At 43.6% G+C, this 16,102-nt stretch carries 17 protein-coding genes; 6 read left to right on the top strand and 11 right to left on the bottom strand.

The features are described from left to right. Nucleotides 1-146 precede the first annotated feature (146 nt). Nucleotides 147-626 (top strand): hypothetical protein, encoded by a 480-nt coding sequence (locus tag AC1XUF_RS30205; protein ID WP_483345600.1) that lies wholly within the window; start codon nucleotides 147-149, stop codon nucleotides 624-626. A gap of 24 nt (nucleotides 627-650) precedes the next feature. Here AC1XUF_RS30205 and AC1XUF_RS30200 read toward each other — a convergent pair whose 3' ends face one another. The 3 genes from AC1XUF_RS30200 to AC1XUF_RS30190 form a co-directional block, all read right to left on the bottom strand. After that, nucleotides 651-1,994 carry a MutS-related protein gene (locus AC1XUF_RS30200; protein WP_483345599.1) on the bottom strand — a complete coding sequence of 448 codons (1,344 nt, stop codon included), beginning with the start codon at nucleotides 1,992-1,994 and terminating at the stop codon, nucleotides 651-653. 65 nt (nucleotides 1,995-2,059) lie between these two features. Further along, a complete protein-coding gene (locus tag AC1XUF_RS30195) occupies nucleotides 2,060-3,301 on the bottom strand; it encodes a hypothetical protein (RefSeq protein ID WP_483345598.1) in 1,242 nt (413 codons plus the stop codon). Continuing rightward, complete coding sequence (locus AC1XUF_RS30190) at nucleotides 3,298-4,569, bottom strand: hypothetical protein (RefSeq protein WP_483345597.1); 1,272 nt, start codon at nucleotides 4,567-4,569, stop codon at nucleotides 3,298-3,300. Before AC1XUF_RS30190 ends, AC1XUF_RS30195 begins: the two co-directional genes overlap by 4 nt. Before the next feature lie 186 nt (nucleotides 4,570-4,755). On the opposite strand from AC1XUF_RS30190, the gene AC1XUF_RS30185 reads away from it, so the two are divergent. After that, nucleotides 4,756-5,895, top strand: coding sequence for an acyl-CoA dehydrogenase (locus AC1XUF_RS30185; protein WP_483345604.1), 1,140 nt, complete (start codon nucleotides 4,756-4,758; stop codon nucleotides 5,893-5,895). Between the two features lie 173 nt (nucleotides 5,896-6,068). Continuing rightward, nucleotides 6,069-6,998 carry a helix-turn-helix domain-containing protein gene (locus AC1XUF_RS30180; RefSeq protein ID WP_167276985.1) on the top strand — a complete coding sequence of 310 codons (930 nt, stop codon included), beginning with the start codon at nucleotides 6,069-6,071 and terminating at the stop codon, nucleotides 6,996-6,998. A gap of 62 nt (nucleotides 6,999-7,060) precedes the next feature. Here AC1XUF_RS30180 and AC1XUF_RS30175 read toward each other — a convergent pair whose 3' ends face one another. Beyond that, nucleotides 7,061-7,495, bottom strand: coding sequence for a nuclear transport factor 2 family protein (locus AC1XUF_RS30175; protein WP_483345596.1), 435 nt, complete (start codon nucleotides 7,493-7,495; stop codon nucleotides 7,061-7,063). A 105-nt stretch (nucleotides 7,496-7,600) separates the two neighbouring features. Between AC1XUF_RS30175 and AC1XUF_RS30170 the strand changes: the two genes are divergently transcribed. Both AC1XUF_RS30170 and AC1XUF_RS30165 read left to right on the top strand, forming a co-directional pair. Then, nucleotides 7,601-8,002, top strand: coding sequence for a hypothetical protein (locus AC1XUF_RS30170; RefSeq protein ID WP_483345595.1), 402 nt, complete (start codon nucleotides 7,601-7,603; stop codon nucleotides 8,000-8,002). 39 nt (nucleotides 8,003-8,041) lie between these two features. Beyond that, the gene (locus tag AC1XUF_RS30165) at nucleotides 8,042-9,607 is read left to right on the top strand and encodes an SWIM zinc finger family protein (protein ID WP_483345594.1); all 1,566 of its coding nucleotides are present in this window, start codon (nucleotides 8,042-8,044) and stop codon (nucleotides 9,605-9,607) included. A gap of 9 nt (nucleotides 9,608-9,616) precedes the next feature. On the opposite strand, the gene nadD is transcribed toward AC1XUF_RS30165, so the two are convergent. The 7 genes from nadD to AC1XUF_RS30130 form a co-directional block, all read right to left on the bottom strand. Beyond that, nucleotides 9,617-10,189 carry a nicotinate (nicotinamide) nucleotide adenylyltransferase gene (gene nadD, locus AC1XUF_RS30160; protein ID WP_483345593.1) on the bottom strand — a complete coding sequence of 191 codons (573 nt, stop codon included), beginning with the start codon at nucleotides 10,187-10,189 and terminating at the stop codon, nucleotides 9,617-9,619. A 4-nt stretch (nucleotides 10,190-10,193) separates the two neighbouring features. Further along, entirely contained in the window at nucleotides 10,194-10,763 is a 570-nt protein-coding gene (gmk, locus tag AC1XUF_RS30155) for a guanylate kinase (RefSeq protein ID WP_483345592.1), read from the bottom strand. A 9-nt stretch (nucleotides 10,764-10,772) separates the two neighbouring features. Beyond that, nucleotides 10,773-11,063 (bottom strand): phosphohydrolase, encoded by a 291-nt coding sequence (locus AC1XUF_RS30150; RefSeq protein WP_483345591.1) that lies wholly within the window; start codon nucleotides 11,061-11,063, stop codon nucleotides 10,773-10,775. 82 nt (nucleotides 11,064-11,145) lie between these two features. After that, nucleotides 11,146-11,745: a sigma-70 family RNA polymerase sigma factor gene (locus AC1XUF_RS30145; RefSeq protein WP_035360656.1), complete on the bottom strand. Its 600-nt coding sequence runs from the start codon at nucleotides 11,743-11,745 to the stop codon at nucleotides 11,146-11,148. Nucleotides 11,746-11,961: 216 nt separating this feature from the next. Further along, the gene (locus AC1XUF_RS30140) at nucleotides 11,962-12,465 is read right to left on the bottom strand and encodes a hypothetical protein (protein WP_483345590.1); all 504 of its coding nucleotides are present in this window, start codon (nucleotides 12,463-12,465) and stop codon (nucleotides 11,962-11,964) included. Next, the gene (mreC, locus tag AC1XUF_RS30135; RefSeq protein WP_483345589.1) at nucleotides 12,462-13,301 is read right to left on the bottom strand and encodes a rod shape-determining protein MreC; all 840 of its coding nucleotides are present in this window, start codon (nucleotides 13,299-13,301) and stop codon (nucleotides 12,462-12,464) included. The genes AC1XUF_RS30140 and mreC overlap by 4 nt, the downstream gene beginning before the upstream one ends. A gap of 87 nt (nucleotides 13,302-13,388) precedes the next feature. Next, nucleotides 13,389-14,414 (bottom strand): rod shape-determining protein, encoded by a 1,026-nt coding sequence (locus AC1XUF_RS30130; protein ID WP_015813280.1) that lies wholly within the window; start codon nucleotides 14,412-14,414, stop codon nucleotides 13,389-13,391. 174 nt (nucleotides 14,415-14,588) lie between these two features. Here AC1XUF_RS30130 and AC1XUF_RS30125 point away from each other — a divergent pair, with 174 nt between their 5' ends. Next, nucleotides 14,589-16,091, top strand: a complete 1,503-nt coding sequence (locus tag AC1XUF_RS30125) for a GH3 auxin-responsive promoter family protein (RefSeq protein ID WP_483345588.1) — start codon at nucleotides 14,589-14,591, stop codon at nucleotides 16,089-16,091. The last annotated feature ends 11 nt before the right edge of the window (nucleotides 16,092-16,102 follow it).

Below are 16,102 nucleotides of genomic sequence, written 5' to 3'. Positions count from 1 at the left end.
CTCTGATAAAGAATTTTAAAGACGGGACTATTAACTTAATGCAATTGATCGACGCCGTTTAAAAACTCTATTGGCCTATGAATAATCTAAATTCATAAGTAAAGAGATTCACGTCATATTCGGATTAGAAATGTAACTCGATAGTAATGAAAGAAACTCTCGAACAAATTGCTCTTAGCTTATCCGTTCGTGAAAGAAAAACAAAATTAAATACATTAAGGCGTCTTATCAAGGAAGGTGATCCAGACATCATGTTATTCGTGCTCAATTTGCTGGAAACTGTCGCGATACCAAACGGATACCCACTAATTATCCAAGCGATGGGAAAGTCACGTAATCCGATCTACATCAAGCCGTTGCTATCTGTCAATTATAAAAATTATAGATTAACAATTGATGCATTAGTAAACTTGGGTGCTTTCGATCAATATGCCTGCTTTTATTTATCAAAAAAGGACATGAAAATAAGGTTGCGCTATGCAGCGAAATTTATGAGACCATACATGATATTGGAACTTTGCGAACTGGGAGTCCTTGATCAAACTCTGAAAGCGAAGTGGTTTTATGGCCCGTTGATTAAAGCTAAGGCTGCCAGAGATAATTTTTACAAGCGCGTCTGGGGCTAACTTGTTAACCCTCTTGTTTCCCCTTTAGGACATCCTCTTGAATGAATCACTATCAAACAATTCGATTATCCCGGATTGGTCCATAATCAGGCTTCCCACCTTTTCAAATGCAATGCCAGGTTCAATTTGATATGAATTTTCAAACCGCTGACCTATTATCTTGGTTTTAAAGCATTTGAACGAGATCCTGGGTGATAGCATCTGATCCTCAACCAATTTCAGCAAGTGTGTGGATACAATGAACAATGAGTCCGGGTATAGGGAGAAGCCGTCCAGTACTTTTTGGGAACAGTAAAGAGAATCGTCCTGATTGGTACCTCTGAACAATTCATCGATCATAATGAAGCATTTGTTGCCTTCGTGAAGCGCCTGGACCATTTGTCTGATAAGCATCACTTCATAGTAAAAGTGGCTGAAGCCTAGGCCCAGATCGTCGGAAAGGTGAATCGACGTAAATAACCTGTCGAAAAAGGACATTCGTATATTTTTCGCAGGGACCGGCCAGCCCAGGTGAGCAAGATAAACGATAATGCCGCAGGTTTTCAAAAACGTGGTTTTTCCACTCGTATTGGCACCGGTAAGAATGCATACCGGGTTAGACTTTTGCAAATTGAAGCAATTCGAAACAGGATTGGCAATCAGCGGATGCCGAATTGAATCGGCGTGGAATTCGCCGATGCTTGGATCAATCAGAGGAAATGTGAGATCACTAACGGCAGCTGTTTTTACAATGGAAAGATAGGCGTCTAAACTGTAAAAGAAATCGAGCAGCTGTCTCAGGCTATCCTTATGCTGAACCCTGAAAAAGTAATCGAGATAAAAGACTGCGCGATTGGACAGGTTCTTGCTATCTTTTTTCAAATGGTTCTTGATTGTACCCCGAGAGAAAAATTTGCGTATCGCGGTTACTTCCGAGGCAATCTCTTTCGGGATTTTAATGTGTTCGACAGCGCTAAGCATTTGATGTGTTGCTCCGACCAACCGCAAGACTGCCATAAGACCGCTTTGAATGCGATAAAACTCTTCCGGATTTCTGAGTGAGAAAATGAAGGTATCAATCCAATGCTTAAAGATATCCTGCGACATGGAATGGGCCACATTTAACGCATAGTAGCTTTCCGCAGCCATGATGTAGGTTCTTGGGATATCTATTTCCCAGCGTTCAGGTTCCGAAGCCATCGCTTTCAGCATATCCTGAAATGCCAGCAACCCCGTTATTGTGTCCTTTGGTTTAGAGATCAGCGTTTTCAGGTAATCCCTGCCGCCGTGGGTTTTCGTTTTATCAAAATAATCGAGGATGCTGGCAGAACTGCCATGCCCCGCGAGAATTTGCAACTCCAACAATGTTCGTTGATCAACCGGCAGCATTCATGAAGGCGTTGGTATATCCTCAAATGTATGAAGCGGCGCTAAAGATTGGGCGTTAAATAAAGTTAAACAGTACGCCTTTTTGGGAAGGCGAGCCAGATGAAGTAAGCCGTCAGTACTACAATTGCAACTTGCATGGAATAATCCAGCAGTAAGTCGGACGAAGCCCAGGTATCCGAGGGCGTCATGTAGCACGGCATACCCAGCCTCCACCAGAAGGAGGGGTGAAGTACACAAAGCAGGTTGAAGACAAAAAGGAGGATAACCTGCTGACGGCTTCGCCAGTTGATAACCTCAAAAACGAGCGGGATCAGAAACAGAAAGATATAATTGCTGTATGCGCTCTGTTGCACGACCATCATCGTGGCATACAGGACAACCCAGACCCTGGAAAGCATAACCCGGAAATCGGCGTTCCTTAACCGCCATGCGGCCAGGCAGGACAATCCAACGGAGCTCACGAGGCCAATCCAGTTCCAGAATTTTTCGCCGACGCCAATGTGATTGAAAAACAAAGGATTGAGAACGGATGGTAGGTTTGGCGCCCTGAGGGTTTTGGCCTCATCCAGGGGCTGCATAAATTCCCAGCCGACAATCGGGTATAAAATAGCAAGAGAAATGATTCCAATAATTGCTATGGGTATGAGAAAACGGATTTTTTCCTTTTCAAGAATAAATAGTGGTACGAAAATGAGGATGAAGATCGCTTTCGTCATTAATAACCCGATTGCAAGAACAATTGCATACCATTCAACGCGCAAAGTCCGCTCTCTTAATAAATAAGCCAGGATCATGAACAGCCACATCCATATATCTTCTTGCGCACCAATTACGCAAAGCACCAGCGACCCGGGTAACAGCAGATATATAATAGCCTTAACCAGAAATGTTCCCCGCGATTGAAAAGACCGGAAAAAATGATAGGATACCAGCAGTGCGATTCCATCCATGACCGTCATTGTCAGCACGATCATTTTGGGATCATACCATAATTTGAGCCATATACCGAGAAAATAAGCATATAATGGAGAATATGGAGACCAAAAATCACGGTAGACCACCTGACCTTGTGAGGCTTTGCTGGCTTCATCCCAAAAGCCATTTACATCCGACGTGGGTTCCTGACCTGCAATGAGGTAGATGGCAATAAATGGAAGCAAACGCAGGGCCATCCAGCTTACTGAAAGAACGGCAGCCACAGACTTGTCTTCCAGCCATTTTGAAATTGTTTTTTGAAATAAAACAATCATCGCTGTACACAATAAGCAAAGCAGACTGATGCCCATTTTGGCCAGAACAATGCTCATGCTGGTCTCAGGTTTTCGGAAAGGGATACTTTCCGGTATGTTTCTCTTAATATCCAGGCAAAGCAGAGTACGTTCAGTATTTCGAGCAGGTACTCAAAAAGAAAAGACGGGTTGGCAAACATGTCAAACGATGCGTACGCAGGCTGCTTGATATAAACCCAAACAAAGGGTTGTACCACCGTGAGCCAGTTGAGCGCCAGGAGAACCACTATGTGCAGCGTTTTACGGATATCGATTATTTCAAAAAGCGCAGCCATCAAATAAGCGATCACATAAGCGCCCATTGCGCTGGCTTGGAAAATCATCATGCAGACAAAGCAGGCAATAAAAAGGCCCGGCAAAGTTTGATTGATATGTTTGTGGCGCCCTTTGAATGCAATGTATGCGGGAACAAACACTGTAAAAAGAAGGCCTACCCAGTTAATCATCGTTGACTTTTTAACGTCAATCTTAAAAAACAACTCTACGAACGGCCGACTGACGGAAAAAAGGTTGGGCGTCATTAATTGCTCTGTATGCTGGATGGGCATTAGAAAGAGATCACCGATTTGCCAATATAGGAAGCCGATCGCGGGTAACCCCACAGCCGCCATAACAAGAAGCATTTTCAATGGTTTTTTAACGCTTATCAGAAATGCGGGCAATAAAAAAATGAAGGTAACCTTGATCGTCAGCAGAGCAAGCGCATAAAGCAGCCCGGCACCGACTTCGTAATCCACTGTTTTTTTAAGTGTATAACGCCATATCAGCAATGCCGCACCCCAGAACCATACTTCCTCCTGTCCGTCGACCAGGATGTACATAAAACCTGCGGGAAGTAACAGGTAAATCATCGCCAGCTGAAGTGCACGTGCGGACCGGTTCTTGTAGGTTTGATAGGTAAACCATAGAATCATGCTTTCCATTAAAACCATGAAAAGAACAATTGCCCGGGAATTATGCCAGAGCCAGATAGGCAGGCTGATGATATAGGCATATAGCGGCGCATGGTACGACCAGAAGTCACGATATACGAACCCTCCTGCTTTGGCTGCTTCGGCTTTATAAAAAAAGAAAGGGATATCTCCTCTTGGATCTTCATTAACGATAAGGAAAATCCCGATCCATGGAATGAGGCGAAGTAAGACAAAACCAAGCCCGAAGATCAGCTTTTCATTTTCCCGCTGCCATTTGGAAAAAAGTTCGGTCTTGCTGATTGTCCAGACAATTCCCAGCGTTAATCCAAGGTTAATGAACAGCTTAATATAAAAGATAGTGAGTATGGGCATGGACAATCTGTCGTAATCAGGGCGCAAACTTAAGACAAGTTTTCTTGAAAATGAGCAGCAAAACCCAAAGTTTTAATTGGTTAGAAGAAAGTATGCTTGCATACCTTTTGTCAAAATTATATTTTTGGTATACATCGTCAACGATAATTAACGCTATTTATGTCATCTTCCACACAATTGGCAGGAATGGATTTCAATCTCAGCGAGGAACACCAGTCGGTGCGGGAAGCTGCACGCGATTTTGCACAAAACCAACTTTTGCCCAAAGTGATTGAGCGGGATAGCGCTCAAAAATTTGATGCCGATCTTACCAGAAAGATGGGCGAACAGGGATTTATGGGAATGATGGTGTCCCCGGAATATGGCGGAGGCGGCATGGATACGCTTGCTTATGCGATTGCCATGGAAGAAATTTCCAAAATTGACGCTTCTGCAGGCGTCATTATGTCGGTTAACAATTCCCTTGTTTGTTGGGGGTTGGAAATGTACGGTAGTGAAGAACTAAAACAAAAGTACCTGACCAGACTTACTACCGGGGAAATGATCGGGGCTTTCTGCTTGTCAGAACCTGAAGCGGGTTCAGATGCTACTTCCCAGCATTCGACAGCCGTCGACAAGGGCGACTATTATTTATTAAACGGTACAAAAAACTGGATTACCAGCGGTAATACTTCATCGGTTTGCCTGGTTATCGCTCAGACCAACCCTGAAAAGAGGCACAAGGGGATCAATGCATTTATGGTGGAGAAAGGATGGGCGGGATTTGTTGTTGGGAAGAAGGAGGACAAAATGGGTATCAGGGCTTCCGACACGCATACCCTGATGTTTACGGATGTGAAAGTACCTAAGGAAAACAGGATTGGAGAAGATGGTTTTGGCTTCAAGTTCGCGATGAGTACATTAAATGGCGGACGGATCGGAATTGCGGCGCAGGCCCTGGGTATTGCGGCCGGCGCATTCGAGCTATCCTTAAAATATTCCAAAGAGAGAAAAACATTTGGCAAGCCCATCAGCGAACACCAGGCTATCCAGTTCAAGCTTTCGGAAATGGCTACAAAAATTGAAGCAGCCCGGCTTCTGGTATACAAAGCGGCGAGGTTAAAAGATGAAAGTAAAGACTATATCCAGGCTGCCGCGATGGCCAAATTGTATGCATCTGATGTTGCGATGTGGGTTACAACAGAAGCCGTTCAGATTCACGGAGGCTATGGTTATGTGAAGGAATACCACGTTGAGCGGCTGATGAGGGATGCAAAAATTACCCAGATTTATGAGGGTACCTCGGAAATACAAAAACTCGTAATAGCACGGGAACTTCTAAAATGACCTGCTTTTTATCAATAGAATCTATTTTATTCTAAATCTAGGATTAAAATGATATGAAAATATCACTTTTTTTCATTTTTTTGTCAATCTATTCTTGTATTAGTTTTGTACAATTTATTAGATTTGTACAAAAATAGAAACATAGGTCTAGCGGACCCTTAAATATATCAGTTATGGAAGATTATAATAAGATTATCGAGTCGCTGGGGGTGAAATTTGTGAAGGCCCGTCATATCAGGATTTTACAACCCATTACCATCAAGAATTTTTACGACGTTCAGAATTCACTTACAATTCTCTATGATGGTGAAGTTTCCTTCGGAGCTGAGGAATCGCATAAGGTTGAGGAAGGGGATATGCTTTTTATTCCGGGCGGAAAGCATGCAACAGTGACTTACGGAAACACGCAAACTGCAAAAACCGTATCCAATGAGGAGTTCATGACCAATCGCGACAACTATATAGATGCCGGTCATGATCCGGCATTAATTGGAAAATTGCCTAACTCGTTTGGCCTGATATCATTTGAAGCCAAAGTTTTTGATACTGTTAACTTTTTCACTTCCCTTGACGTTCCTCCATTCCTGATTAAAAGAGACGATCAGATTGCCGCGACAATCAATCAGATCCTGACTGAAGATATGCTGGATACGCCTGGGAAAGGACGGATCATTAAGATCAAAACTGAGGAGGTTGTTATCGAGATCATACGTTACATCTTAAAAAACAAACTGTTTGTTGAACAGCTTGTTACCAATAGCACTTATTTCAAAGACCCTCGTCTGATCGACATATTTGCTTATATCAAAGATAACCTGGGTGGCGATCTGTCCAATAAGGTCCTGGCGAACGTGGCGAATGTTTCAGAAGATTATGTGGGACAGTATTTCAAAATGCTGACAGGCATCAACCCGCAGGATTATATCGAATATCAACGTATGGAGAAGGCAGTTGACTTGCTGCGTACATCTAAGAAAAGTATCCGTGCAATCGGCTCTGACGTTGGTTATAAGGATACCGCTTATTTCTGTCGCCGCTTCAAAATGATGTTCGGGATTCCCGCAGGCAAAATGCGTCGTCGCGAGTCATTGATGAATGTGTAAAAATTCTGATTTGAAATATAAGGAGAGCTCGCAAGGGTTCTCTTTTTTGCTTCAGAGCGGTTTTATTGGTTTGGGGTAAATTGCACTGCCACGACCCTCCACGTCCCTCCCGCTCTTACGCATACCGTCATATACGATACTTCACCGCGGTAACTGTTATTTTCAATTCTGGCGCTTACATCCCATTGACCTGTTGTGACCGCCACATCACCGTAGTTGCGCGTGCTTGAGCCACTGAGCATGCCGGATTCAACTGTAATGTGGCCTTGGGAGACAGCCTGTTGTAGAAAGACTCCGTTAATTGACTTTCCTTGAAAACCGACCAACATAAAATCGCTGGAGATAAGATTTGCAAGACTGTTTATGTCTTCTTCTAATAACGCCCTGAAAAAGAGATTGGAGCAGTCCGTCCCGTCAACAGGCTGGGTAAGGCTGCCCTGAGCAGCTGAAAAACCGAGGGAGCCGATCAGGCATATAAAAGAGAGGATAAACTTCATAAGAGATAGGTTAAGAACCAGGGCTAAATTATTGAATCATTTTTATCTCATAAAATTATATACTTAGATTCGCCTTACGATTGAAATCAATATCCTCTTTCCAAAATGATCCGGATTAGTCCAAAGACCTCGTTCGCAATACTTGTATCGGCTTTAATATCCTGCTCTTCGCCTCCGGATAAAATCGGTAGCCTTGATCTAAAAAAATGGCGCTCAGACCGTGGCGGATGTAACGAAGTGCGTACTGGGCTTCAAAAGGATTTTAAAGCCGTTCAGGATCAGTTAAAAGGTAAGTTTGCAGATGAGGTTGGGGAATTGCTGGGCCGCCCCGACATTCACCAATTGGGCGAGCGAAACCTGAAATATTATGTTTACTTCCTGGAAAAAGGGCCCCAATGCGATGACATGAAATCCAAATCGGATGCGGCGAAGGTTATATTAAAGTTTAATGCAGTGGGGCTGCTTTCTGAGATTACCTATCAGGACCGACCTTTGTCCAACATGTGAACATGCTGTTTGCCGTTAGCGGTTATTGTTATTCAACTCATGAACCTTCAAGATTTCGAACAAAATGTACCCGCTACGATCCGGCGAAGAGGAAAGCAGGTTTATGAAAAGGGAAACGTTCTGCATGTGGAAGAGAACCACCCTGGATTATGGACCGCCGAAGTTGACGGGACCGAGGTTTATTCAATTGAGGTGATGGTGGAGGAGGATGGAGAAATAACCAGCCTGTTTTGCGATTGTCCATTTGAGGGCAATGTTTGCAAGCACGGCGTCGCGGTTATTTTTGCGTTGATTGAACAATTAAGCGCACCCAGAAAAAAGTCCTCGGAAAAGGCTAAAAAGCTGACATTTTCGGAACTTATTAACCGGGCGAGCAAAACGGAATTACAGGCGTTCCTTGAAGAGTACTCAAAGATTAACAAGGATTTCCGTGGGCATTTTGAACTTCACTTTGCATATAAAGACGATAAGGCCAACATTGAGCATAGCTATATCGATCTGGTCAAAAAGACAATCCGGACTTATTCTAACCGCGGTTTTTTCGACTATCATTCCACGAAAGCATTGGCTAAAGAAATGGATTTGATTCAGGCCAGATCACGTGAATTGAAAGAGAATTGCTTTAGTTTTCTCAACGCAGAACTGGTAAAGAAGAATTATTTCGAATATGGTGATTTTGGCTACGATCTTTTCGAAATATACAGTAGGCTAGCTGTTTTTTTGGGAAGGGAACAGGATTTTTTAAGCTTCGCCGAAGCCCAAATTTCGAATGAACAGAGGAAGTCGACCGGCTCATACCAACTGGAGTATTTTATCAGAAAGAAAATTCAATTCTTTCAGGAAACCGGCGATTTCCAGCGTGCGGATGAGATCGCTCTCCAAAATATGGATATCGCCGGAATTAGGCAAATTGTAGTTGATCGGGCAATCCTGAACCGCGACTTTGCTTCAGCCAAAAAATGGGTTAAAGAGGGGATTGAGATTTCGGAAAAAGAGCGCCGTCCCGGAACAGCTTCCCAATGGAAGCGCGTACTTCTGAAAATCGCTGAATTGGAGCATGATCTGAATACCGTAAGACAGTACACATTATATTTCGCCTTCGACGGTAGTTTCAATGCAGACTATTACCGGCAATGGAAAAAGACATTCAGTTCTCAGGAGTGGGGACAAGAATACGCAGGCCTGATCATTCGAATAACCAATGGGATAAATAAAGATGCCGAAAAACACAAGGGTCAGAATTGGTGGTCTAAGGAATACAATTTACTGCTTGTCCTTGGTCCGATTTACGTGGAAGAGAAACAGTGGGACCAATTATTTGACTTGCTGAAAGCTTATCCAGCATTGCATTTGCTTTTACACTATATGCAATACCTGGCGACTGGTTATGGGCCTCAAATGACCGATTTGATTGTTCCCGCCCTGATACATTCAGGCGAAAAGGCAAATGGCAGGTCACACTACGCACAGCTGGTTTCGGAAATGAGAAAGGTATTGAAGACAATTCCGGAGAGCCGAAGCAAAATTCTCGAAGCTGTTGAGTTACTCAAATTAAAATATCCCCGCAGACCTGCTATGATCGATGAATTCAGAAAGTTAAAGTAGCCTTCGGATTTAGCAATAGAACTTCTTGATTTTAATAAGCTGCTCTACGGGTTCAGGCACCAAATAACGTATAGAAATACCTTTCTTAAGCTGGGCCCTCAAAAAGGTAGCAGAAATGTCAAGCAGTGGTGCTTCCACGAATTTTACAGCAGCGTGACTCGCAAATGCATGTGGTTTGGAATTTGGGCGGGGGTAAACATACAGCCCGGTATATTCAAGGATCTTTTCATAGTTTTTCCAATTCGGAAATTGGGCCAGATTATCTTCTCCCATAATCAGTCTGAACTCATGTTGCGGAAATTTCTCCTGCATTCTGACTATTGTGTCGATCGTGAAGGAGGGTCTCGGCATATGGAATTCCACATCCGTTACTTTCAGAAGCGGATTATCAGATATGGCCCGCTGCACGAGATCGTATCTGTCAAACTCATGCAACAAACTGCTGTTCTTTTTAAAAGGATTTTGGGGACTAACGACGAACCATACCTGTTCAAGGTCAGTGGTTGTCGCCATTGTATGGGCAATGATCAGATGTCCAATATGTATGGGATTAAACGATCCAAAAAAAAGGCCGATTTTCATAAGATCAGGAGGTGATGAAGTTCATCACGATTTCTTCGGCCTTGCTGAGTGTGACGTCGAGGTCGTCATTCACCAGCGTAATATCAAATTTATCTTCGAAGCTTAATTCATAGCGCACTTTTCCAAGTCGCGTTTCAAGAGACTGCGCTGTTTCGGTACCACGTTCGCTCAGTCTCCTGATTATTTCTTCTTCTGAGGAAACTTTAACAAAAATGGCTAATGCTTTTTCGCGATAGATTTCTTTTAGTTTTAAACCTCCTTTGACGTCGACATCGAAGAGGACATGCCTGCCTTCTGCCCAGAGCCGTTCAATTTCTGTTTTGAGGGTGCCATAATAATTTCCGGCATACACCTCTTCCCATTCAGCAAATTCGTTATTGGCAATGCGTTCTCGGAAATCCTTTTTTGCCAGGAAATAATAATCTTTTCCGTCGATCTCATGTTCCCGGCGTTCCCGCGTTGAAGCAGACACAGAGAATGCCAGGAGATCGGGAAATTTCTTTAATAAATGTCTTACTATGGTCGTTTTTCCGGAACCGGAGGGGGCAGAGAATATGATAAGCTTACCTTTCACACGAACAGATTAACTGTTGATTTTTGATATAATCTTATCCAAAATACTTTGGGGGCAGGGTTTTTTCTCGATTTTCAGATTAAGTGAATCCTTAATGCATTTTTCTAATCGATATGCTTCGATACAGGGAATGCATTTGTCCATGTTTTCGCGGAAGTGGTCCTTTTCCGCCTCGCTCGCCTCGTCGTCCAGAATAGCCTGGATAATCTTCATACACTGGGCATGGTGCTCACAAGTATGCTTCATGATAGGTTGTTGCGCTCCTTCCGTTACAGAAGGCGTCGAAATTGATGCATTCATTACTTAAAATGAAAATAAGAATAGTGGAAATAAGTACAGTTGTACCCTATAACCGAATAGGTTGCAAAAAAAGTTTCACAACCTATGAATCATATCCCATGGAACTCGCATAACTCTTGAGTTTTTCTTTCAATAAGTTACGTGCACGGTGTAACCGCGACCTTACAGTACCAATTGGTATGTCCAGAATTTTGGCCATTTCCTCATAGGTAAATCCTTCAATATCGCAAAGAATGATGACGGTACGGAAGTCAACAGGCAATGCATTCAACGCATTGGCAACCTCGTCGCCGATCAATTCCTGAACCGCATCGGCACGCAAGTCAACCGTATAAGTAGTGTCAGAAGCTTCTTCGGAATTATAAGTTGTTTCTACTTCCTGATAATCGACTTTAGAAGGTTCTTTGCTTTTTTTACGATAATCGTTGATGAAGCTGTTTTTAAGGATCCTGAAAAGCCAGGCCTTTGCATTTGTTCCCTGCTCAAAGGAAGAAATAAACCGGAAAGCTTTTAAGTACGTGTCTTGAACCAGATCATTTGCATCGTCTTCGTCCATGGTAAGGCGAAAGGCGAAGTTATACATGGAGTCAATGTGTGGCATGAACTCACGGTTAAATACCTCATAACGAAGATCATCCGTGTATTCATTAGTCGTGAGCGTTTCTGACATGGCAACTAACATAGGAATGCTGAATTTACAAAGATTAACAACAGCTCCAAATGGTACAAATTAAAAATTGATGAATGGCTCTTTGAAGCTATTTGGCAGCCATTGCGTCAGGAAAAAATTAAAATTAGCCTACCTCCTGAACTGTGTTACGGGCTGAAGCATCAAGGTAATTTTAGTGTATCAACATCAAATTCCGAGCCAAAAATTGGTTTCGGTCAAAATGTCATACTAACGTTTGGAAAATAGTTCCAGCAGGACAATCAGCAGTGTAGTGAATAAGGTACTTGCCCCGATGCGGGTCAAGGTATAGAGGATCATTCCAAAATGATTTATTTCCATCAAAAACAGCATGGAATGATGTATAAGGATTAATGGAAATATGTAGGCCAGGAATGCGCCCAGCCCCTGCGCCCTGATGCCGACCTCGGCCCGCTCAGCTCCCCTGGATTTCATTTGGTAATGGATGAGAAAGGGGCGCAGGTAAGCGATGAGGACTGTCGCAGAGGCATGCATGCCAAAAGTATTGGAAAAAACATCGACCGTGAAGCCAATTCCAAAAGCAATGAGCAAAAGGTACATCCTGTCTATATCCGCAGGAAGTAACAGGATGCCCGCGACATAAATGAAACAAAAAGCATAGTTGAAAAGGACAATATTCCGCATGAAGAAAATCTGCAAAAACAGGTAGAGCAGGATCATCAGGGAGTATTGTATTGCTTCGCGTAAACTCATCGGGTTTCTATGGTACGGGATTTAAGATTTTCCTGCTCCACAAGTTGTTGATTTTGTACCACATAAACGTAGGAGAGATTTCGGAAATCCGTCGCAAGATGCAGGGTAATGTTATAAAAAGTCTGGTTGGGGTGGACGGTAACACTTTCGACTTTTCCAACCATAATACCCGGAGGAAATACAGAGTTCTGGTCGGAGGTTACCGCCGAGTCGCCTTTGAAGATCTTGGTATACTTGGACACGTCAATCAGATCGATAAAATTGGGATCCTTTCCCGACCATTTGGCATATCCGATTTCCTTACTTCTAATCAATTTCGTGGACACCATAAACTGGGAATGTAGTATGGATGTGATCACAGAATAATTTGCAGAGCAAAACCGGACCTTCCCCACAACACCGGTAGCCGAAATAACACCCATTCCAGGTTTAATCCCGTCTGAAGTCCCCTTGTCGATGGTAAGGACATTGTTAGCCTTGTTCGTTTCATTGTCCACTACTTTCGCAACAGTATAGGTAAAGCGAGATGCAAAAGCCGAGTCAGGTACATAGCCAGCAGGGGAATCAACAGGTTTCTTTTGGTTTAGTGTCGTTACAAGTGCATGCAGACGCGCGTTTTCGGCTGCCAGGTCGGAATTGATTTCGTCCAGCTTGGTGTACTCCCTGGCTGAATTAGAAAACGCGAGTGTTTTAGCGACGTAGTAATTGGAAGTATTGAAATAAGTAGCGCCCCAATATGTATTACTGCGCACAATAAGCCATACACTGAGCACTTCCAGCAGTACAAAAACCAGAAAGAAACGATTCCGGACAACGAAATCAACTAATTGGAGCATGGGCTACAATGTTCATGCGCAGTTACACCAATCAAAATATAATTTTTTCGGGCGCCTGGCACCATTGATGAACTGTGAACGATCCTACTATGAAATCAGTACCGGCTTATATAGTTCAAGATTTTTGAGAACCTCGCCTGTACCTTTTACAACCGCCTTTAATGGATCATCGGCAATGTGAACGGGTAGTTTTGTTTTCTGGGCAATGCGCCTGTCTAATCCATGGATGAGCGCTCCGCCGCCGGTAAGGTAAATACCGTTCTTGAAAATATCGGCCGAAAGCTCCGGAGGGGAGATTTCCAATGCCTTCATCACACCCTCTTCAATTTTTGAAATAGACTTGTCAAGAGAGTACGCTATCTCACTATACGTCACACGAATTTCTTTTGGAATACCGGTCATCAAGTCGCGGCCCCGGATTTGGTAGTCGTCAAGCGGCACCTCAAGTTCGGGAGAAGCAGAGCCGATAGCCATCTTAATCAGCTCAGCAGAACGCTCGCCAATCAATAAATTATGTTCACGGCGCATATAATCCACGATATCTCTTGTAAAAACGTCACCTGCAATCCTCACAGACTGCTCGCAGACAATACCTGAGAGCGCTATAACGGCAATTTCGGTAGTACCACCGCCAATATCTACGATCATGACGCCATTTGGCTGGGTGATATCAATGCCAATACCAATTGCGGCCGCAATCGGTTCATGTACCATATATACCTCTTTTGCACCCGCGTGCTCGCAGGAATCCTTCACTGCACGTTTTTCTACCTCGGTGATTCCGGAAGGGATACATACTACCATGCGGTGCGAAGGCGTAAAAAAGCGGCTGCCGGTATCGATCATTTTGATCATGCCGCGGATCATCATTTCAGCGGCTGTAAAGTCAGCAATTACTCCGTCTTTTAATGGTCGTATCGTCTTAATATTCTCGTTTGTCTTCTCGTGCATTTGCATCGCCGTGTGGCCTATGGCTAAAACTTTGCCAGTGGTTTTGTCCATGGCAATGATCGAAGGCTCGTCAACAACTACTGTATCTTTATGAATGATCAGGGTATTTGCAGTACCCAAATCAATTGCTATATCGCTAGTCAAAAAATCAAACAATCCCATATAATTTGTTAAAATTTGCGCTCCCTTTGATTTCAGGTTGGCAAAATTACAGATTATTACCCACAAACAAAGGCATTTAAAAAATTTCGGCTTATGGCTGCGCAGAGGCCTAAAAGGCTGTTGGAGCGCCCGAAAAGAGCGGAATTTCTAAAACCTGTGTACCTTTGTTTTACTATGGGAATCAGAGCGCTTTTGAGCCAGCCGCTGGCTCGGTACATTGTAGAACGGCAAAAAGAATGGATCGCGAACAGCCTGGAAGTGCAGGAGAAATGGAGGGTTGAGCTGATAGAAAGAGCTAAAAATACAGAGTTTGGGAAAGACCATTTTTTCAGGGACATCCATACTTATGCCGACTTCCGGGAGGCCATTCCCGTGAGCGATTACGAAGACCTGAAAGGCTACATTTCAAAAATAAAAGAGGGCCGCAACGATATACTCTGGCCGGGGAAGCCACTCTATTTTGCCAAGACTTCGGGCACAACCTCGGGAACCAAGTATATCCCGATTTCGGAAGATTCTATCTCCAACCACATCAACTCGGCACGCAATGCCATTTTGACGTATATCGACGAAACTAAAAAGTCGGCCTTTTTAGATAAAAAACTCATTTTTCTGTCTGGTAGCCCCGAACTGACAGAGACTGGCGGGGTACTGACAGGGCGCCTGTCAGGTATTTCCAATCACCACGTACCCGGTTACCTCCGCTCCAACCAAATGCCGAGCTACGAAACCAATTGCATCGAAGACTGGGAAACGAAGCTGGAAAAGATCATTGATGAAACGCTTAACCAGCCTATGTCGCTTATTTCGGGGATTCCACCCTGGGTCCAGATGTATTTTGACAGAATTACGGAACGTACGGGAAAGAAAATCAAGGACGTTTTCCCGGAGTTCTCCCTTTTCATCTATGGCGGGGTGAACTTTGAGCCATACAAAGCCAAGCTTTTCGAATCTATTGGCAAACGCATCGATTCCATTGAGTTATATCCCGCCTCTGAGGGGTTTTTTGCATATCAGGATTCTCAGGATGACGAAGGCCTTCTGCTGCTTTTGGACACTGGGATATTCTACGAATTTATTCCGGCGGAGCATTTTTTTGATGAAAACCCAAAAAGGTTATCTATAGGTGAGGTGGAGTTGGGGCAGAATTATGCGGTTATTGTCAACAACAATGCCGGATTGTGGGGCTATTCGCTAGGAGATACCGTGAAGTTTGTTTCCACAAATCCTTATAAAATACTGGTAACAGGGCGCATTAAGCACTTTATCTCTGCTTTTGGCGAACACGTGATTGGCGAGGAAATAGAAAAAGCGTTAAGATATGCGATGGAGCGTCATCCGGAAGTGGAGGTCGTTGAATTTACAGTTGCCCCAATGGTAAACTCAGCCGACGGCGGACTTCCCTATCACGAATGGTTGGTGGAATTTGCCACATTGCCTTACAATCCCGGGCAGTTTACGGCAGACATAGACAGAAGATTGACAGAACTGAATATTTACTACCTTGATCTTATAGAAGGAAATATCCTGCGTCAATTGCAAATAGTGCCGCTACGCAGGAATTCTTTTATTGATTACATGCGGGCAAGCGGAAAATTAGGCGGGCAAAATAAAGTACCGAGGTTATCGAATGATCGTAAAATCGCGGACGAACTAGTCAAAATGAACCGGCACTGAGTCGGAACCTA

The organism is Dyadobacter sp. HNCC25DJ185, assembly GCF_056895195.1.
Note: the sequence above shows the minus strand (reverse complement) of the source record. Positions and strands in the feature narration are given on the sequence as shown.